The following is a 17,781-nucleotide window of genomic DNA, read 5'->3' on the forward strand; positions in this document are numbered from 1 at the left end:
ATGCGCTTGCCTTACACTGCGCACCTATGACCCACATCCCCCATACCCAGATCACCGAACCCGCCGTCACCTGTTCGACATGCGCAGCCTGCTGTTGCCAGCTGGAAGTCATGCTGATCACCGATACCGGTGTGCCGGAGCGCTATATCGATACCGATGAATGGGGCGGCGAAGTCATGCTGCGCCTTGACGACGGCTGGTGTGCGGCGCTGGATCGGGACACGATGATGTGCACCATTTACGACAGGCGACCGCTGATTTGCCGGGAGTTCGAGATGGGAGCGCCGGAATGCCTGACCGAGCGTGAAGGGATTGCGACCGCGTATCGCTGATGTTGAGATGAGCGCAGAGCAGAATGCGGGAAGGGCTTGCGGTCGATTGCGTGGTGTCAGTTGCAGATGCATTGACTGAACCCGCGCTATCGGGGGCAAGCCCTGATGCCAGTCAGTTAAGGCTTAACGCGGTCATTGTGGGAGGGGGCTTGCTCCCGATGGACTGCGTAGCAGGCCCATTTTTGAGGCCGCTGCGCGGCCTATCGGGAGCAAGCCCCCTCCCACAGGTTATCCATCGTCCGCTCTATCGCTTAACTGACAGGCATTAGGGCAAGCCCCCTCCCACAGGGGTTTGGCAGTGTTCTGAAGAATTACAACGGCAGGGTGTAGTGCAGCGAGTAGCTTTCCACCCCGTCGTTGTTGCTGCTGATGCCAGCGTTGGAATAGTGCGTGGCACGGATACCCACTTCATGCCCACCCGCAAAGCGCAGGCCAAAGCCCAACCGGTCTTCGAACTGGAAGGACTGGCCGATGTTATTGTCCTCGACCCGCGTGCGCGAGAACAGCGCCACACCGACCCCAGCCTCGATGTAGGGTTTGACCGACTCTCCGGCAAACTCATACACAAACACTGGTGAGAACGACACGCTGCTTACACTGGCGCGCTTGTCACCGTCCCAATAGGTATAGGCGCCACTCCAGTAACCGGTCAGCCGGCCGGTATCGCTCTGCCACCAGCTTTTATCCCAGTCGGAAGTCAGACCCAGGCGATAGGTCATCGTCGAATCACTCGTGCCCCCCACCCCGAATTCCAGGCCGGCGGCCTGGGCCGAAACAGAGTGTCCCACCACAGCGGCCACAATCGTAGCCAAAGCGAACAAACGCTTCATAAGAAACAGTCCTTTAAGAACGGAGTTAGAGTGATATGTAAGGGCTAACTCGGTATAGAAGCCTGCGTAGTGTCAGAAGTTCAGCTTCTAACCGAGGTTTTTTCACGAATTTTTCACGAGCCAAAACTACTCACAACGCCAGGATATTTCCATAGTGTCGGTAAGATATTTCTTAAATGATCGACATCACCACTGGTCCAGAACTGCGCATGTTCAGGCTTATCAGTGCCTATCAGGTCGCGCTCGCCCAATAATCGCTTGAGCTGACGTGCCACGGCGGCGCCGGTGTCGATCAGAATGATGCTCGGCGGGAGCATCTGCTCCAGCAACGGCTTGAGGAATGGGTAGTGGGTGCAGCCCAGAATAATGGTGTCGCAGCCGGCGTTGAGCAGCGGTTCGACATAACCCTGCAACATAGTGCGCAGCGCAGGGCTGACGAGGTCGCCGGTTTCAATCAACTCCACCAGCCCCGGGCAAGGCTGGGTAATCACCCGCACGTCGGTGGCGAAGCGGTCGAGCAAGGCGGCGAACTTGGCACTTTGCAAGGTACCGGTAGTGGCAAGCACACCGACGACGCCGCTGCGCGTAGCGGCAGCCGCTGGCTTGACCGCGGGCTCCATTCCCACCAGAGGCCAGTCGGGGTAGTCCTGGCGCAAGTCAGCGACCGCGGCGACAGTCGCGGTGTTGCAGGCGATCACAAACGCCTTGGCGCCGCGCTTGCGGAAAAACTCGGCGACTGTGCGGGAGCGCTCGAGAATGAACGCCGGACTTTTCTCGCCGTAGGGGATATGCCCACAGTCCGCGACATACAGCAGCGACTCATGGGGCAACAACCGTTGAATTTCATCCAGCACCGTCAAGCCGCCGACGCCGGAGTCGAACACACCGATAGGCGCGCCCTTATCCACGCTGAGTCCCGCACACGCTGCAGCCCGGGTCGCGCTTGACCCGCAGTTCGCGAAACCGTGTGGTCAAGGCATCGACCAGCAACAAGCGGCCCACCAACGGCTCACCAAAACCGGCGAGCAGCTTCAACGCCTCCAGCGCTTGCAGGCTACCGACCAGCCCCACCAGAGGCCCGACGACGCCGGCCTCGCTGCAAGTCAGTTCGGTATCGCTGCCGTGCCCATATAAACAGTGGTAGCACGGGCTGTCGGCGCGACGCGGATCGAACACCGACAATTGCCCCTCAAGCCGAATCGCCGCGCCGCTGATCAATGGCTTGGCAGCGGCGACGCAGGCTGCGTTAACGGCCTCACGGGTAGAGAAGTTGTCGCTGCAATCGAGCACCACATCCACATTCGCCACCGCCGCCGCCAGCGAATCGGCATCCAGCGCCACACGGTGGGCAAGCAAGGTGATATCAGGGTTGATGGCCGTCAGGCGGCGCATGGCTGAATCGACCTTGGTCTGCCCAACGCTGTCGGTGTCGTGGATGATCTGGCGTTGCAGGTTGGTCAGGTCGACCGTGTCGAAGTCCGCCAGGTGCAATTGGCCCACGCCCGCAGCAGCCAGGTACAACGCGACCGGCGCGCCCAGCCCGCCGAGGCCGATGATCAGCGCCCGGCCGTTTTTCAGGCGCAACTGACCTTCGATGTCGACATGCTGCAACAGAATCTGTCGGCTGTAGCGCAAAAGCTCCTGGTCGGTCAGCATGGCCGGCGCCCCAGGGTGATGCGTTCGTGCTCGCCAAGGTCGATGCGGCTGTGCACCTGTTCGAACCCCTGGCTCAGCAACAGGTCACGCACGGCGGCCGCCTGATCGTAACCATGCTCGAGCAACAGCCAACCACCGGCATTCAGGTGAGCAGGCGCCGCTTGGCTGATCAACCGCAAATCATCCAGGCCATCGTGGCCCGCCACCAGTGCGCTGGCCGGCTCAAAACGCACATCGCCGGCGACCAGATGCGGATCGTTGTCGGCGATATACGGCGGGTTGCTGATGATCAGATCAAAGCGCTCGCCTTGCAGGGCGCTGAACCAATGGCTGTTCAACACCCTGGCGTTCTTCAGGTGCAGGCGCTGGCGATTGCGCTCGGCCAGGGCCACGGCTTCCAATACCCGGTCGACAGCGGTGACTTGCCAGGCCGGCCGCTCGCTGGCCAGGGCCAGGGCAATGGCGCCGCTGCCGGTGCCCAGGTCGAGGACCTTGGCGGGCGATGCGGGCAACAGTTCCAGGGCGGCTTCCACCAGCAGTTCGGTTTCGGGACGCGGGATCAGCGTGTGGGGCGCGACCTCCAGGTCCAGCTTCCAGAAGCCCTGCTGGCCGAGGATATACGCTACCGGCTCGCCGCTGCGGCGGCGCTGCAGGTAACCGGCGAAGGTCAGCGCGTCTTCACTGCTGACGATTTTCTCCGGCCAGGTGTGCAGGTAACTGCGCGATTTGCCCAGGGCAGCCGCCAGCAAGAGTTCCACATCCAGGCGCGCAGTGGGCGAGTCGGGCAGGTCGGCGGCGCGCAGCAGGCTGGCGATGATGGTCATTTATTCACCGATCGCCGCTAATTGATCAGCCTGGTACTCAGCGAGCAACGGCTCGATCACCGCTTCAACGCCGCCGGCAAGAATTTCGTCGAGGGAATAAAGGGTCAGGTTGACGCGGTGGTCGGTGACCCGGCCCTGGGCAAAGTTGTAGGTACGAATGCGTTCGGAACGGTCACCCGACCCGACCAGCAATTTACGCTCGCTGGCAATCGCGTTGGCGGCAGCGCTGGTCTGCTGGTCGTTGAGTTTGGCCGACAGCCAGGACATGGCTCGCGCACGGTTCTTGTGCTGGGAACGCTCTTCCTGGCACTCCACCACGATCCCCGACGGCAAGTGGGTGATCCGGATCGCCGAGTCGGTCTTGTTCACATGCTGGCCGCCGGCACCCGACGAACGGTAGGTGTCAATGCGCAAGTCCGCCGGGTTGATCTCGATGGCTTCCTGCTCGTCCGGCTCGGGCAACACCGCCACGGTACACGCCGAGGTGTGGATGCGGCCCTGGGACTCAGTCGCAGGAACCCGCTGTACACGGTGCGCGCCGGACTCGAACTTGAGCTTGCCGTAGACGTTGTCGCCTTCAACCCGGGCGATGACTTCTTTATAGCCACCGTGTTCGCCCTCGTTCTCGGACAGGATCTCCACGCGCCAGCCACGACGTTCGGCATAACGCGAGTACATGCGAAACAGGTCGCCGGAGAAGATCGCCGCCTCGTCACCACCGGTGCCGGCGCGAATTTCGAGAAACACGTTGCGGCCATCGTTCGGATCTTTGGGCAGCAACATGCGTTGCAGGTCGCCTTCCAGCTCGGCCAGCTTTTCCTTGGCCTCGCGGACTTCTTCCACGGCCATTTCACGCATGTCCGGGTCGCTGTCCTTGAGCAGCGCCTGGGCGCCTTCGAGGTCGGCCTGCACCTTCAGCAAGTTCTTATAGGTGGCGACCACCGGCTCGACTTCGGCGTATTCCTTGGAATAGGCGCGGAATTTGGTCTGATCGGAGATGACCTCACCATCGCCGAGCAAGGCGGTCAGTTCTTCGAAACGGTCCTGGAGCACATCCAGTTTATTGAGCAGTGACGCTTTCATTGCGGTTTTTTATCCGAAGAGCTATCTGACGCGCCCTCACCGAGGGCAAAGAGTTCCTGGGCCATGGCCAGCGCATCAAGGCGGCCTTCGGCGGTAAGCTTTTTCAACTGCACACTGGGTGCATGCAGCAACTTGTTGGTCAGGCCACGGGCCAGTTGCATCAACACCTCTTCGGCACTGCTGCCGTTGGCCAGCAACCGCTGGGCCTTGGCCAACTCCTCGTCGCGCAGGCGTTCGCTCTGCTGACGATACGCCTTGAGTACATCCACCGCTGCCAGTTCACGCAGGCGCACCATGAAATCTTCGGCGCCGACGCTGACCATTTCCTCTGCGGCCTGGGCAGCGCCCTGGCGGCTCTTGAGGTTTTCGGCGACCACTTCATGCAAGTCGTCGACGCTATAGAGGTAAACGTCGTCCAACTCGCCGACTTCGGGTTCGATATCGCGGGGAACAGCGATATCGACCATGAAGATCGGCTTGTGCTTGCGCAGTTTCAGTGCGCTTTCCACCGCGCCCTTGCCCAGGATCGGCAACTGGCTGGCGGTTGAGCTGATCACGATATCGCTGCGCACCAGTTCGGCCGGAATGTCCGAGAGCAGAACGGCGTGCGCACCGAACTGCTCGGCCAGGATGCTCGCGCGCTCAAGCGTACGGTTGGCCACCACGATACGTTTCACGCCCAGGTCGTGCAGGTGCCGGGCGACGAGCGTGATGGTCTCACCGGCGCCGATCAGCAGCGCCTGGCTGCGCTGCAGGTCACTGAAAATCTGCTTGGCCAGGCTGACGGCGGCAAACGCCACGGATACCGGGTTTTCGCCGATGGCCGTGTCGGTGCGCACTTGCTTGGCCGAATTGAACGTGGCCTGGAACAGGCGGCCCAGCAGCGGCCCCACGGTGCCGGCCTCGCGGGCCACGGCATAGGCGGACTTCATCTGGCCGAGGATTTGCGGTTCGCCCAACACCAGCGAGTCGAGCCCTGCGGCGACGCGCATCATGTGACGAACTGCCGCATCTTCTTCGTGCACATAGGCGCTGGCGCGCAGGTCGTCGAGGCTTAAATGGTGGTAATCGGCCAGCCAGCGCAGTACCCCATCCGCTGAAAGATGCTCCTGCTCTATATAAAGCTCGCTGCGATTGCAGGTCGAAAGGATTGCAGCTTCGCGGCTGTCGGTGAGCCGGCAGAGCTGCTGCAAGGCCTCAACCAACTGCTCTGGCGTAAACGCCACGCGCTCGCGCACGTCTACGGTAGCAGTCTTGTGGTTAATACCGAGTGCGAGGAAGGCCATTCAATATCGCTGATGATGTCGGGAAGCCGACAATTGTCCTACTTCGAATGATTCAGAACAACCACCGTAGGCTATTGTCCTAATGCCTTGTGTCTATAAAGGCATCCACTGAGACTCGGTTATGTTTGGCCGAAGGCTTGTGTCATGATGATCCGACCGCAGGTTAGTCGTCCTCTTCCTATATGAATAGATCCTCCGCGTTGCTCCTTGCTTTTGTCTTCCTCAGCGGCTGCCAGGCCATGGCACCCGTATCGCCGGACGGTACGCCACCGGTGGAAGACAGCACTCCCGCCCCTGAAAAACCCAAGGTTTACTCCTCGTTCAGTGAAGAGACGGTCTACAGCCTGCTGACGGCGGAACTGGCCGGCCAGCGAAATCGTTTCGATATTGCGCTGGATAACTATGTGACCCAAGCGATCAATACCCAGGACCCCGGCATTTCCGAGCGGGCGTTTCGCATCGCCGAATACCTGGGCGCCGACCAGGCTGCGCTGGACAGCTCGCTGATCTGGGCAAAAAACGCCCCGGACGACCTGGAAGCCCAGCGGGCCGCGGCGGTTCAACTGGCACGCGCCGGGCGCTATGACGACTCCATGGTTTATATGGAGAAAGTCCTACAAGGCAAGGGTGACACCCATTTCGACTTCCTCGCGCTGTCGGCCGCCGATACCGACCAGGACACGCGCAATGGCCTGATGAAGGGTTTCGACCGCCTGCTGCAAAAGCATCCGAAGAACAGCCAGCTGATTTTCGGCAAGGCGTTGCTGTTGCAACAGGATGACGAAGCCGACGCAGCCTTGAAACTGCTGGAACAGAACCCGCCGGAAGAGGGCGAGATCGCTCCGATCCTGCTGCGCGCACGCCTGCTGCAGAACCTCAATCGCGGCAAGGAAGCGATTCCACTGCTGGAAAAAAGCATCAAGAAATACCCGGACGACAAGCGCCTGCGCCTGACCTACGCGCGAATGCTGGTCGAGCAGGACCGCATGGAGGACGCCAAAGTCCAGTTCGCCAACCTGGTCCAGCAGTACCCGGACGATGACGAGCTGCGCTATTCCCTGGCGCTGGTGTGCCTGGAAGCCAAGGCCTGGGACGAAGCCAAGGGTTATCTGGAGGAGCTGATTGCGCGGGAAAGCCACGTCGATTCGGCGCACCTGAACCTTGGCCGTATTGCTGAAGAGCGCAATGATCCCCAGGCCGCCCTGCTGGAGTACGCCCAGGTCGGCCCAGGTAACGACTACCTGCCCGCCCAGTTGCGCCAGGCCGATATCCTGATGAGCAACGGCCGTACCGATGAAGCGGAAAAACGCCTGGCTGCGGCCCGCGATGCCGAACCGGACTACGCAATCCAGCTGTACTTGATCCAGGCCGAAACCTTGTCCGCCAACAAGCAGGGCGAGCGCGCCTGGAAATTGCTGCAACAAGCCTTGCTGCAATACCCCGATGATCTGAACCTGCTGTATACCCGCGCCATGCAGGCGGAAAAACGCAATGACCTGGCACAGATGGAAAAAGACCTGCGCCTGATCATCAAGCGCGACCCCGAGAACGCCATGGCACTTAACGCCTTGGGTTACACCTTGTCTGATCGCACCACGCGCTACGACGAAGCCAAGGCGCTGATCGAGCAAGCGCACAAGATCAACCCGGAAGACCCGGCCGTACTCGACAGCCTGGGCTGGGTGAATTACCGCCTGGGTAACCTGGACGAAGCGGAACGCCTGCTGCGCCAGGCACTGGAACGCTTCCCCGACCAGGAAGTCGCCGCCCACCTGGGTGAAGTGCTGTGGGCCAACGGCAAGCAGCGCGAAGCGCGACAAATCTGGGAAAAATTCCTCAAGGAACAACCCGAAAGCCCTATCCTGCGCGGCACCATCAAGCGCCTGACCGGATCCGAGACCCTTTAAGCTTATGTTCTTGCGCCACATTGTAGTGTTCAGTCTTATTGCCCTGCTCGCCGGCTGCGCGGGTGTCGGTAGCCGCGAATCCGTTGAAGGCCAGGGCAACCCAGGGCAATGGAAACAGCACAAAAACCAGCTCAGCAGCATTGATGGCTGGCAGATAGAGGGTAAGGTCGGAGTGCGCGCGCCGAAAGATTCGGGCAGCGGCACGCTGTTCTGGCTGCAACGCCAGGACTACTACGATATTCGCCTGTCCGGCCCGCTCGGTCGCGGCGCAGCTCGCCTGACCGGTCGGCCCGGCCAGGTGAACCTTGAAGTGGCCAACCAGGGGCGCTATGAAGCGGCATCGCCGGAGGCGCTGCTGGAAGAACAGATTGGCTGGAAACTGCCCGTGTCGCACCTTGTATGGTGGGTGCGCGGCTTGCCCGCACCGGACAGCAAGAGCCGTCTGAGCCTCAATGGCGACAGCCGCCTCGCGTCACTGGAGCAGGATGGCTGGCAGGTCCAGTACCTCAGCTATGTAGAACAGGGCGGCTACTGGCTGCCGGAGCGTATCAAGCTGCATGGCACAGACCTGGACGTCACCCTGGTGATCAAGGACTGGCAACCGCGCAAGCTGGGGCAATAACGTGACCGTAGATAAGTTGACCCTACCCTCGCCTGCCAAACTCAATCTGATGCTGCACATTCTCGGTCGCCGTGAAGACGGCTATCACGAATTGCAGACACTGTTTCAATTTCTCGACTACGGCGATGAACTCACCTTCGCCGTGCGCGACGATGGTGTGATCCGCTTGCACACCGAATTCGAAGGTGTGCCCCACGACAGCAACCTGATTGTGAAAGCGGCCAAAAAACTTCAGGAACAATCCGGTTGCTCACTGGGCATCGACATATGGATCGATAAAATTCTGCCCATGGGCGGCGGAATCGGTGGTGGCAGCTCGAACGCCGCGACCACACTGCTGGGTCTGAATCACTTGTGGCAACTGGGCTGGGACCTTGATCGCCTGGCCGCGCTGGGCCTGACGCTAGGCGCCGACGTCCCGGTTTTCGTGCACGGACGGGCCGCTTTTGCTGAGGGCGTGGGGGAGAAACTCACGCCGGAATACCCCGAAGAGCCGTGGTATGTCGTGCTTGTTCCGCAAGTATCTGTAAGTACAGCAGAAATTTTTTCAGATCCGTTGTTGACACGTAACTCTTCTCCCATTAAAGTGCGCCCCGTTCCCAAGGGAAACAGTCGAAATGACTGCTTACCGGTTGTAGCAAGGCGTTATCCAGAGGTACGTAACGCTTTGAATTTGTTAGGTAATTTTACCGAAGCAAAATTAACCGGAACTGGAAGTTGTGTGTTTGGGGGCTTCCCAAACAAAGCTGAAGCTGATAAAGTCTCGGCCCTTCTTACAGAGACCCTTACAGGGTTTGTAGCAAAGGGAAGCAACGTTTCTATGTTGCATCGCAAGCTGCAAAGTCTGCTCTAAAAGGAACCGAGTGTTAGGCACTCGTTGCAACAGATACAGGGGCGTCGCCAAGCGGTAAGGCAGCAGGTTTTGATCCTGCCATGCGTTGGTTCGAATCCAGCCGCCCCTGCCATTTTCTAATACTCATCCAGGTTACCCTCAGCCTCTAGGTACTGCGCGTGTCCAAGATGATGGTCTTTACGGGGAACGCTAACCCCGATCTGGCTCGACGTGTCGTACGTCAGCTGCATATCCCTCTCGGTGACATCTCTGTCGGCAAGTTTTCCGACGGCGAAATTACAGCCGAGATCAATGAAAACGTTCGCGGTAAAGACGTCTTCATTATTCAGCCGACTTGCGCTCCGACCAACGATAACCTGATGGAACTCGTCGTGATGGCTGATGCCTTCCGCCGCTCCTCAGCGACTCGAATCACAGCTGTAATCCCTTACTTTGGTTATGCCCGTCAGGATCGCCGTCCGCGTTCCGCACGTGTGGCTATCAGCGCGAAAGTCGTTGCTGACATGCTGACCGTGGTAGGCATCGACCGTGTTCTCACGGTTGACCTGCACGCTGACCAAATCCAGGGGTTCTTCGATATTCCGGTAGATAACATCTACGGCTCCCCAGTATTGGTGGATGACATCGAAGATCAGCGCTTTGAAAACCTGATGATCGTGTCCCCGGACATTGGTGGCGTCGTGCGTGCACGGGCTGTTGCCAAATCCCTGGGCGTGGACCTCGGGATCATCGACAAACGCCGTGAAAAAGCCAATCACTCTGAAGTGATGCATATCATCGGTGATGTCGAAGGGCGTACCTGTATTCTGGTTGATGACATGGTCGACACCGCCGGCACCCTGTGCCACGCGGCGAAAGCCTTGAAAGAGCACGGTGCGGCTAAAGTCTTCGCCTACTGCACACACCCTGTGCTGTCGGGCCGAGCGATCGAGAACATCGAGAATTCCGTGCTGGACGAACTGGTGGTGACCAACACCATCCCGTTGTCCGCCGCCGCTCAAGCCTGTGCGCGTATCCGCCAACTGGATATCGCACCGGTCGTTGCCGAGGCGGTTCGCCGCATCAGCAATGAAGAATCGATCAGCGCGATGTTCCGTTAAGGGTTAAACCTTAGGAACACCTCACTGACGAAAAGCGCCCCGCCCCGGCATCCTGTCGGGGCGGGGCTTTTTTGCCCATATCGAGTACGGCGCTGGTCGCAAACGCCCCTCGATAATGGCTATTTTGGAGATACAAAATGACTGACTTTACTCTGAACGCCCAAGCGCGTACTGACCTGGGGAAAGGTGCGAGCCGCCGCCTGCGTCACGCCGCCAACATCCCTGCTGTTGTTTACGGTGGCAACAAGCCTGCTGAATCCGTAACCATCCTGGCCAAAGAAATCGCCAAGCTGTTCGAAAACGAAGCTGCCTACAGCCACGTGATCGAGCTGAACGTCGATGGCGCCAAGCAGAACGTCATCGTTAAAGCGATGCAGCGTCACCCGTCCAAGCAATTCATCATGCACGCTGACTTCGTTCGCGTTGTTGCCGGCCAGAAACTGACCGCGATCGTGCCTGTGCACTTTGTTGGTGAAGAAGCTCCGGTCAAGAAAGGCGGCGAGATCTCGCACGTTCTGAACGAAATCGAAGTGACCTGCTTGCCGAAAGACCTGCCTGAGTTCATCGAAGTCGACCTGTCGGCTCTGGAAATCGGCGCCATCGTTCACCTGTCCGACATCAAGGCGCCAAAAGGCGTTGAGTTCGTTGCACTGGCTCACGGTGATGACAAAGCTGTTGCCAACGTTCACGCTCCACGCGTTGCTCCAGAAGCTGAAGAAGGCGCTGCAGAGTAATTACTCTGTATTGCCGGAGCTTGAGGAAACATCGCGGACCGAGACGTAGCGAGAAAGCGGGCGATAACGCGGCGTTTACTCTTGAGTAAATGATGTAATGTCGTCCACTTTCGCCGCACTCAGGTCTGGCGATCTTATCCACAACTCCAAAAGAAGGGCCCCTGTCGTGACTGCCATTAAACTGATCGTTGGCCTGGGAAATCCAGGCGCCGAATACGAACAGACCCGGCATAACGCAGGGGCCCTTTTTGTTGAGCGTATCGCCCACGCACAAGGTGTGAACCTTGCGGCCGATCGCAAATATTTTGGCCTGACCGGACGCTTCTCGCATCAAGGTCAGGATGTTCGTCTGCTGATTCCCACCACCTACATGAACCGCAGTGGCCAGGCCGTCGCGGCGCTTGCGGGCTTCTTTCGGATCAAACCCGAAGAAATCCTGGTGGCCCATGACGAACTGGACCTGCCTCCCGGTGTCGCCAAGCTCAAGCTGGGCGGCGGGCATGGTGGGCATAATGGTCTGCGCGACATCATTGCGCAGTTGGGTAATCAGAATAATTTCTACCGCTTGCGGCTCGGCATTGGCCACCCAGGCGTCGCCAGTATGGTTTCAAATTTCGTCCTGGGTCGTGCGCCACGCGCCGAACAGGAAAAACTCGATGCCAGCATCGACTTTGCCCTCGGCGTGCTGCCGGATATCTTCGCCGGTGAATGGAACCGTGCGATGAAAAACCTGCACAGCCAGAAGGCCTGACTCTTACCGAGGGGAAAACACCATGGGATTCAATTGCGGCATCGTCGGCCTGCCCAACGTCGGCAAATCCACCCTGTTCAACGCCCTGACCAAGTCCGGTATTGCGGCGGAGAACTTCCCCTTCTGCACCATCGAGCCCAACAGCGGCATCGTGCCGATGCCGGACCCTCGCCTGGACGCACTGGCGGCTATCGTCAATCCGAAGCGCATCCTGCCGACCACCATGGAATTCGTCGACATCGCCGGCCTGGTGGCCGGTGCCTCGAAAGGTGAGGGCCTGGGCAACAAGTTCCTGGCCAACATCCGTGAAACCGATGCTATCGCCCATGTGGTCCGCTGCTTCGAAGACGAGAACGTGATTCACGTCTCCAACAGCGTCGACCCGAAACGCGACATCGAGATCATCGATCTGGAACTGATCTTCGCTGACCTAGACAGCTGCGAGAAACAACTGCAGAAAGTCGCACGCAACGCCAAAGGCGGTGACAAGGACGCCGTGGTCCAGAAGGGCCTGCTGGAGCAACTGATCGCTCACTTCACCGAAGGCAAGCCGGCACGCAGCCTGATGAAGAACATGGGCGCGGATGAGAAGGCCGTGATCAAAGGCTTCCACCTGCTGACCACCAAGCCTGTGATGTACATCGCCAACGTCGCCGAAGATGGCTTCGAGAACAACCCGCTGCTCGACGTGGTCAAGGCCATCGCCGAGGAAGAAGGCGCAGTGGTTGTGCCTGTGTGCAACAAGATCGAAGCGGAAATCGCCGAGCTTGAAGACGGCGAAGAGAAAGACATGTTCCTTGAGGCCCTGGGCCTGGAAGAGCCGGGTCTGAACCGCGTGATTCGTGCCGGTTACGAAATGCTCAACCTGCAGACCTACTTCACGGCCGGTGTTGAAGAAGTCCGTGCCTGGACCGTCAAGGTCGGTGCCACCGCGCCACAGGCTGCGGGTGTGATCCACACCGACTTTGAAAAAGGCTTCATCCGCGCCGAGGTGATCGCCTACAACGACTTTATCCAGTACAAGGGTGAAGCCGGTGCCAAGGAAGCCGGTAAGTGGCGCCTGGAAGGCAAGGAATACATCGTCAAGGATGGCGACGTGATGCACTTCCGTTTTAACGTGTAAGCATTACCGCAAGACTTCGCTACAACATCAAGCCGATGCAATGCATCGGCTTTTTTGTGGGCGTTGGATTTAAAACCACAAACAAGCTGTTACTTCCCTCCACTCATCACTACTTTAAGATTATTCTTACTTGCTGTGCGGCGTTAAAAACAAAAAAGCACTTGCACAACTTAACCGCTCACTCAATCCAACTTTTCCCACTCTACTTCCTGCGATTATCCATTGAAGAACTCATGACATTCTTCGCAATTTAAGCTCTACTGAGTGGCCTTTATCATTTGCGCCACCCACAGTGAATTAAACGTGAGAGTAGAGCATCCACACTATGTCGGCCGTCTTTCAAGAAGAACACGAAACAGACCATCCACTCACTGAAAGTTCCGATATCGAGCATACAATCAATAGCACTGCAACACTCAATGTTGACATTCTGTTATTAGGAGAAACGGGGACTGGCAAAGACACACTGGCCCAACGCGTTCATCGTTTATCCGGGCGTCGAGGAAACTTCGTCGCCGTGAACTGCGCAGCGATTCCGGAAAGCCTGGCGGAAAGCCAATTGTTCGGTGTGAACAGCGGCGCTTATACCGGCGCGGTGCAGTCACGTGCCGGGTTTATTGAAGCCGCGCATTTAGGCACGTTGTATCTGGATGAAATCGATAGCATGCCCCTCGCGCTGCAAGCCAAGCTATTGCGTGCACTGGAGTCTCGCGGAGTGGAACGCCTGGGGTCGACCCGTTTCATCCCGGTAGACATGCGTGTGATCGCCTCTGCCCAGCAATCGCTGCATGACATGGTTGAACAAGGTACCTTCAGGCGCGATCTGTTCTTCCGGCTCAATGTTGTCAGCATCCGCCTCGCACCGCTGCGTACTCGCCAGGAGCAAATCATTCCGTTGTTCTTGAGCATGGTTCAACAGGAAGCCGAGCACTTCAAATGCGCCGCACCGACGCCTTCCCCTACGTTGTTCCAACAATTGCTGTGTCACGGCTGGCTCGGCAACATCCGGGAGCTGCGTTCAGCGGCAAAGCGCTTTGTGTTGGGCTTGCCGCCCCTGTGCGAACCGCTGGTGGAGCAGAGGGTGCAACCGTTCAAGGAAAAACTGCAACAAATCGAGAAATCACTGATTGAGGCCTCCCTGAAACGTCATGCCGATTGTGTGGAAAGTGTGGCGGTGGAACTGGGAATCCCGAAGCGCACGCTTTACTACCGTTTGAAACACCTGAACATATTCAACTAGGCCGTTAACAGACAACACCGACGAAATATCCAGAAATAACTAAACAATACTCATCAGGAACCGTTGAAGCCTCTTCCGCCACCCATAACATGAGCACTAGCTCGCTAGCTTTTAAACACACAGTGCTGAGCACTTAGCAAGATCCAATCTTAAAAAGGTACTGCATATGTCTATTAACAATGTTTCCTCACTCGGACGTCTCACAAACGAACAGGCAATACTCCAGACAAAGGAACTGCAAGAAACTAAGAATGCGGAAAACGTCGAGCTCACCCGCACCAGTATTCTTGTCGAAAAACTCACCAAAATAATGCAGCAAATAGGCGCGAACAGGCCCTGACCCTATTGCCTCCTTTGCCTGGTTTGCAAGGGAGGCAACTCTCTTCGTTATCAATCTCGTGCAATGGGTGGAGATTACATGCTTTTAAAAAACGAGTGGGCCTCGCCGCCTTCCACACCGCTTCCAATCGCCGAAGCCACGACGGGCGCTGAAAGCACCATCGACAGCCACTTTTTTGCGTCAGCCCTGGCAACCAATGACAGCGTGAAAACACCACCCCCCACCATCGGCACGCACTTTCTGGCCGAGCAATCCAACTATCTGAGAACGCGTGCCAACGATGTCTCCAAGGGTTTGAGCGACCTGGTGAAAAACAAGAACTCGATAAAATCAGTTCAAGTCCCGCAGGCGCTGGCTGAAAGCAAAGAGGTCCTGACCGTGTCGGTGAAAATCATTAAGCACTGCGTTTCGATGGTAGAAAAAACCACCAACTTGCAGTAGGCCGCTAATGCGCACGCGTTTCATCTATTTATTACTTGCGCTGATGTTCATGCTGAGCGGCTGTGGCGAACGCATTGACCTTCACCGCCAACTGTCCGAGCAGGAAGCCAACGATGTGATCGCCGAACTGGCGGACAAGCATATCCGTGCCCAGAAAGCGCTGGAAAAAGACGGTGTCGTGGTACGGGTCCGCACAAGCGATATCGCCCGTGCGGTTCGAACGCTGGAGGCGGCAGGGCTGCCAAAAACCGCGCGCACCACACTCGGTGAAATTTTTCGCAAGGAAGGGGTCATCTCCACCCCGCTGGAAGAGCGTGCACGCTATATCTATGCCTTGTCCCAGGAACTGGAGGCGACGCTATCCAACATAGATGGGGTCATCGTTGCCCGCGTCCATGTTGTGCTGCCCGAGCGTGTAGCGCCGGGCGAACCCGTACAACCGGCTTCAGCCTCGGTCTTTATCAAGCACGATCCAAGGCTGGAGCCGGACAACATCAGGCCACGCGTGCGCAGGATGGTTGCCAGCAGCATCCCCGGCATGAGCACCACGGCGGACAACCCGCAAAAACTCACCGTTACGTTCGTGCCGGCCGCGACCTATATCGAGCGCGAACGACTGGTCTACTTCGGCGCGTTTCTAGTACCCGAGGCTGACCTGGCCTTTTGGCAGATCTGTGTGACGGTCTTGCTGATCCTCTTGATAGTGTCACTCGTTGCCGCTGCTCTATGGCTTCGCAAGACGCGAACCGCATCACCTTCGAGCTCCCCACCACATGCCTGATATCCGTGACTGGGTGCATTGGTGGGCCTGCCCCTGGAGCCGTTCGCAGCATCCATGGGTCGCCTTCGATCTCAACTCACCCGCCAGCCTGGCGTTATGCCGCGGCCGGCATGAGCTGATCAGTCGCGCATTGGGCATCACGCCCTGCCTGCCGATCCAGCCCTCTGCAGCGCTATTGCGGATGGTACTGGCACCGCCTGAACAACAAGCGTTGATGCTGACCCTGGTCGACGGCATTTACCACCCACAGCGCGATACCGCTTTGAATCATGACCAGCGCCAGTGGTGCGCCCGCCTATCCATGGCCCTGCCCTCCTCGTCCCGACAACCCAGTGAAGACCCTCTGCATCATCTGCGCGCCTGGGTCGATCACACCGTGTGGCAACGCTTGCGCCTCAGTTTTGCGCGCCGTCGGGTACTGGAACTCGAAAGCCAATACCTACCGCAAGTGGGAAGCAAACTGGACACTGTCTGGCAGGCGGTCATCTGGCGTGCCACCGCTGCGGCGGAAGACGACTTTCACGCTGCCCCCTCCGGAGTGCCCCCGCACCATGTTATGCCGACGCAAGATTGAACTGTCGATGCCCACCGCAAGCCTGCCGCATGCCTTGATTCCCCGAGCTGTCCTTGCCGACAGCCGACAGGCCGAGCAGTTGCTCGAAAACGCCCAGGCCCAAGCCGACGCGCTGCTGCGCCAGGCTCAGGCACACAGCGAGCAATTGCTTGAACAGGCCCAGGTCGAGTTCTGGCAGCGTGCCAATCGCCAGCTCGAACGCTGGGAAGTAGAACGCCAGGCCATTTGCGAGCGCCTCGAGCAGATTGCCACCTCCGTCACCAATCAGGCGCTGATCAGCCTGCTGGAGCTGACACCTCCCGCCGAGCGCCTCAACGCCTTGCTTAAAAAACTGCTGAACACGCAAGTCCCGGCAATCGCAGCCAACCTGGTCTGCCACCCACAGGACCACGTGCAGGTCGAGCAATGGCTGCAGCTTCACACTGAGGCCCCCTGGTGCCTGCGCCTTGATGACTCCCTGGCGGCCGAGACACTCATACTGGAAACCGACGAAGGCAGCTTCCACATCGAGTGGCGCTCTACCGTTGATGGCCTGCTATTGCTTGAGCCCGTGTCCCGCGGCAGGTAAGGAATTTCCGGCAACGCTGATTACATTGCCTTTCAAAACTCTTGGCGTGGAACCGTTACCAGCCTTTAGCCACTTATAGCGGCAAAGCCACCGGAGAGCCGACCATGAGTTTTGATTACCGCCAGCAACAACGGCAATACAGGGAACTGGATACCGTCAACCGCCACCTCGAACAGATGAAGAAAGCCTCAGAAGAGCCGCTCGATAACGAAACGTTCGCGGCCTTACTGGAACAGGCCTTTGAGCTCAAGATGGATGCCAACCAACTGATGACCTCAACCTTCGCGATGACCAATCACATGGCCGATAAAGGGAAGATCGTCTTTGATGGAATCCCTTGAAGGTGAGGATGACCTGGCGCGCTGGTTGAGCGGTTCCGATCCGCAGATCACCTTGACTGAAGGCGATAGCCGTATCGTCCTGCAACGTGACAGCGGCGCGCTGGTACTGGGCGTTGAACTCACTCAGCACGTGCCCACCAATGCCCAGTTGGAGAACTGGATGCGTCCGGGCGCCGCCAGCTTGCATCATTTTCCAGGGGCGCTCGCCCAAGACCCGGTCCATGGCGCGCTGTGGTTGCTCGAGTGCCTGCACGACGCGCCAAACCCGACGCAGGTGCAGAAAAGCCTCGAGGCGCTGCTCAATCAGCGTGACACCTGGCGGGCAGTCATGGCCCGCCTTGCACGCCCTGCCCGTGCGCCGCGCCCCGCCTCGCGACATCCGCTTTCGCCTTAAT

At 58.5% G+C, this 17,781-nt stretch carries 21 protein-coding genes and 1 tRNA gene; 16 read left to right on the plus strand and 6 right to left on the minus strand.

From position 1 onward, the window contains the following. Positions 1 to 26 precede the first annotated feature (26 nt). The gene (locus MJP36_RS26275; protein ID WP_060754824.1) at positions 27 to 332 is read left to right on the plus strand and encodes a YkgJ family cysteine cluster protein; all 306 of its coding nucleotides are present in this window, start codon (positions 27 to 29) and stop codon (positions 330 to 332) included. 311 nt (positions 333 to 643) lie between these two features. On the opposite strand, the gene MJP36_RS26280 is transcribed toward MJP36_RS26275, so the two are convergent. From MJP36_RS26280 to hemA, 6 genes are all read right to left on the minus strand, one after another. Then, complete coding sequence (locus MJP36_RS26280; RefSeq protein ID WP_060754823.1) at positions 644 to 1,162, minus strand: acyloxyacyl hydrolase; 519 nt, start codon at positions 1,160 to 1,162, stop codon at positions 644 to 646. Between the two features lie 113 nt (positions 1,163 to 1,275). Continuing rightward, positions 1,276 to 2,070, minus strand: coding sequence for a glutamate racemase (gene murI, locus MJP36_RS26285; RefSeq protein ID WP_090366911.1), 795 nt, complete (start codon positions 2,068 to 2,070; stop codon positions 1,276 to 1,278). Beyond that, the gene (locus MJP36_RS26290; protein WP_104995459.1) at positions 2,063 to 2,818 is read right to left on the minus strand and encodes a molybdopterin-synthase adenylyltransferase MoeB; all 756 of its coding nucleotides are present in this window, start codon (positions 2,816 to 2,818) and stop codon (positions 2,063 to 2,065) included. The genes murI and MJP36_RS26290 overlap by 8 nt, the downstream gene beginning before the upstream one ends. Beyond that, a complete protein-coding gene (gene prmC / locus MJP36_RS26295) occupies positions 2,812 to 3,642 on the minus strand; it encodes a peptide chain release factor N(5)-glutamine methyltransferase (protein WP_104995458.1) in 831 nt (276 codons plus the stop codon). Before prmC ends, MJP36_RS26290 begins: the two co-directional genes overlap by 7 nt. Further along, complete coding sequence (gene prfA, locus MJP36_RS26300; protein ID WP_060754819.1) at positions 3,643 to 4,725, minus strand: peptide chain release factor 1; 1,083 nt, start codon at positions 4,723 to 4,725, stop codon at positions 3,643 to 3,645. Beyond that, entirely contained in the window at positions 4,722 to 6,011 is a 1,290-nt protein-coding gene (gene hemA / locus MJP36_RS26305) for a glutamyl-tRNA reductase (protein WP_060754818.1), read from the minus strand. The genes prfA and hemA overlap by 4 nt, the downstream gene beginning before the upstream one ends. Before the next feature lie 182 nt (positions 6,012 to 6,193). Here hemA and MJP36_RS26310 point away from each other — a divergent pair, with 182 nt between their 5' ends. From MJP36_RS26310 to MJP36_RS26380, 15 genes are all read left to right on the plus strand, one after another. Beyond that, positions 6,194 to 7,918 carry a tetratricopeptide repeat protein gene (locus MJP36_RS26310; protein ID WP_090366918.1) on the plus strand — a complete coding sequence of 575 codons (1,725 nt, stop codon included), beginning with the start codon at positions 6,194 to 6,196 and terminating at the stop codon, positions 7,916 to 7,918. 4 nt (positions 7,919 to 7,922) lie between these two features. Then, entirely contained in the window at positions 7,923 to 8,540 is a 618-nt protein-coding gene (gene lolB, locus MJP36_RS26315) for a lipoprotein insertase outer membrane protein LolB (RefSeq protein ID WP_244384393.1), read from the plus strand. A 49-nt stretch (positions 8,541 to 8,589) separates the two neighbouring features. Beyond that, a complete protein-coding gene (gene ispE, locus MJP36_RS26320; RefSeq protein ID WP_218580446.1) occupies positions 8,590 to 9,393 on the plus strand; it encodes a 4-(cytidine 5'-diphospho)-2-C-methyl-D-erythritol kinase in 804 nt (267 codons plus the stop codon). Positions 9,394 to 9,430: 37 nt separating this feature from the next. Then, positions 9,431 to 9,505: transfer RNA gene (locus MJP36_RS26325), tRNA-Gln, on the plus strand. 46 nt (positions 9,506 to 9,551) lie between these two features. Beyond that, positions 9,552 to 10,493: a ribose-phosphate pyrophosphokinase gene (locus MJP36_RS26330; protein WP_003171603.1), complete on the plus strand. Its 942-nt coding sequence runs from the start codon at positions 9,552 to 9,554 to the stop codon at positions 10,491 to 10,493. A gap of 137 nt (positions 10,494 to 10,630) precedes the next feature. After that, a complete protein-coding gene (locus MJP36_RS26335; protein ID WP_060754814.1) occupies positions 10,631 to 11,227 on the plus strand; it encodes a 50S ribosomal protein L25/general stress protein Ctc in 597 nt (198 codons plus the stop codon). A gap of 166 nt (positions 11,228 to 11,393) precedes the next feature. Continuing rightward, positions 11,394 to 11,978 carry an aminoacyl-tRNA hydrolase gene (gene pth, locus MJP36_RS26340; RefSeq protein WP_003171596.1) on the plus strand — a complete coding sequence of 195 codons (585 nt, stop codon included), beginning with the start codon at positions 11,394 to 11,396 and terminating at the stop codon, positions 11,976 to 11,978. A gap of 22 nt (positions 11,979 to 12,000) precedes the next feature. Continuing rightward, positions 12,001 to 13,101, plus strand: a complete 1,101-nt coding sequence (gene ychF / locus MJP36_RS26345) for a redox-regulated ATPase YchF (RefSeq protein WP_060754813.1) — start codon at positions 12,001 to 12,003, stop codon at positions 13,099 to 13,101. Positions 13,102 to 13,426: 325 nt separating this feature from the next. Beyond that, entirely contained in the window at positions 13,427 to 14,341 is a 915-nt protein-coding gene (locus MJP36_RS26350) for a sigma 54-interacting transcriptional regulator (RefSeq protein WP_104995456.1), read from the plus strand. Positions 14,342 to 14,759: 418 nt separating this feature from the next. After that, positions 14,760 to 15,122, plus strand: coding sequence for a hypothetical protein (locus tag MJP36_RS26355; protein ID WP_244384395.1), 363 nt, complete (start codon positions 14,760 to 14,762; stop codon positions 15,120 to 15,122). Between the two features lie 7 nt (positions 15,123 to 15,129). Beyond that, on the plus strand, positions 15,130 to 15,903 hold the full coding sequence (gene sctJ / locus MJP36_RS26360) for a type III secretion system inner membrane ring lipoprotein SctJ (RefSeq protein ID WP_090366930.1): 774 nt from the start codon (positions 15,130 to 15,132) through the stop codon (positions 15,901 to 15,903). After that, positions 15,896 to 16,477 carry a type III secretion protein gene (locus tag MJP36_RS26365; protein ID WP_234016604.1) on the plus strand — a complete coding sequence of 194 codons (582 nt, stop codon included), beginning with the start codon at positions 15,896 to 15,898 and terminating at the stop codon, positions 16,475 to 16,477. Before sctJ ends, MJP36_RS26365 begins: the two co-directional genes overlap by 8 nt. A 7-nt stretch (positions 16,478 to 16,484) precedes the next feature. Continuing rightward, positions 16,485 to 17,045 carry a type III secretion system stator protein SctL gene (gene sctL / locus MJP36_RS26370; RefSeq protein ID WP_244384400.1) on the plus strand — a complete coding sequence of 187 codons (561 nt, stop codon included), beginning with the start codon at positions 16,485 to 16,487 and terminating at the stop codon, positions 17,043 to 17,045. Between the two features lie 104 nt (positions 17,046 to 17,149). Beyond that, complete coding sequence (locus MJP36_RS26375) at positions 17,150 to 17,386, plus strand: hypothetical protein (protein ID WP_104995453.1); 237 nt, start codon at positions 17,150 to 17,152, stop codon at positions 17,384 to 17,386. Next, positions 17,373 to 17,780, plus strand: a complete 408-nt coding sequence (locus tag MJP36_RS26380; RefSeq protein WP_161548323.1) for a type III secretion protein — start codon at positions 17,373 to 17,375, stop codon at positions 17,778 to 17,780. Before MJP36_RS26375 ends, MJP36_RS26380 begins: the two co-directional genes overlap by 14 nt. Position 17,781 lies beyond the last annotated feature (1 nt).

The organism is Pseudomonas palleroniana (genome assembly GCF_022836895.1).
Lineage (GTDB): Bacteria > Pseudomonadota > Gammaproteobacteria > Pseudomonadales > Pseudomonadaceae > Aquipseudomonas > Aquipseudomonas palleroniana.

What these genes read in the sequence shown, in the direction of transcription:
- MJP36_RS26355 (WP_244384395.1), top strand. Translation starts at nt 14,760, where the DNA reads ATGCTTTTAAAAAACGAGTGGGCCTCGCCGCCTTCCACACCGCTTCCA.
- prmC (WP_104995458.1), bottom strand. Translation starts at nt 3,642, where the DNA reads ATGACCATCATCGCCAGCCTGCTGCGCGCCGCCGACCTGCCCGACTCG.
- MJP36_RS26290 (WP_104995459.1), bottom strand. Translation starts at nt 2,818, where the DNA reads ATGCTGACCGACCAGGAGCTTTTGCGCTACAGCCGACAGATTCTGTTG.
- MJP36_RS26375 (WP_104995453.1), top strand. Translation starts at nt 17,150, where the DNA reads ATGAGTTTTGATTACCGCCAGCAACAACGGCAATACAGGGAACTGGAT.
- sctJ (WP_090366930.1), top strand. Translation starts at nt 15,130, where the DNA reads ATGCGCACGCGTTTCATCTATTTATTACTTGCGCTGATGTTCATGCTG.
- MJP36_RS26280 (WP_060754823.1), bottom strand. Translation starts at nt 1,162, where the DNA reads ATGAAGCGTTTGTTCGCTTTGGCTACGATTGTGGCCGCTGTGGTGGGA.
- sctL (WP_244384400.1), top strand. Translation starts at nt 16,485, where the DNA reads ATGCCCACCGCAAGCCTGCCGCATGCCTTGATTCCCCGAGCTGTCCTT.
- MJP36_RS26380 (WP_161548323.1), top strand. Translation starts at nt 17,373, where the DNA reads ATGGAATCCCTTGAAGGTGAGGATGACCTGGCGCGCTGGTTGAGCGGT.
- hemA (WP_060754818.1), bottom strand. Translation starts at nt 6,011, where the DNA reads ATGGCCTTCCTCGCACTCGGTATTAACCACAAGACTGCTACCGTAGAC.
- MJP36_RS26310 (WP_090366918.1), top strand. Translation starts at nt 6,194, where the DNA reads ATGAATAGATCCTCCGCGTTGCTCCTTGCTTTTGTCTTCCTCAGCGGC.
- prfA (WP_060754819.1), bottom strand. Translation starts at nt 4,725, where the DNA reads ATGAAAGCGTCACTGCTCAATAAACTGGATGTGCTCCAGGACCGTTTC.
- MJP36_RS26335 (WP_060754814.1), top strand. Translation starts at nt 10,631, where the DNA reads ATGACTGACTTTACTCTGAACGCCCAAGCGCGTACTGACCTGGGGAAA.
- ychF (WP_060754813.1), top strand. Translation starts at nt 12,001, where the DNA reads ATGGGATTCAATTGCGGCATCGTCGGCCTGCCCAACGTCGGCAAATCC.
- lolB (WP_244384393.1), top strand. Translation starts at nt 7,923, where the DNA reads ATGTTCTTGCGCCACATTGTAGTGTTCAGTCTTATTGCCCTGCTCGCC.
- ispE (WP_218580446.1), top strand. Translation starts at nt 8,590, where the DNA reads ATGCTGCACATTCTCGGTCGCCGTGAAGACGGCTATCACGAATTGCAG.
- MJP36_RS26365 (WP_234016604.1), top strand. Translation starts at nt 15,896, where the DNA reads ATGCCTGATATCCGTGACTGGGTGCATTGGTGGGCCTGCCCCTGGAGC.
- MJP36_RS26275 (WP_060754824.1), top strand. Translation starts at nt 27, where the DNA reads ATGACCCACATCCCCCATACCCAGATCACCGAACCCGCCGTCACCTGT.
- MJP36_RS26350 (WP_104995456.1), top strand. Translation starts at nt 13,427, where the DNA reads ATGTCGGCCGTCTTTCAAGAAGAACACGAAACAGACCATCCACTCACT.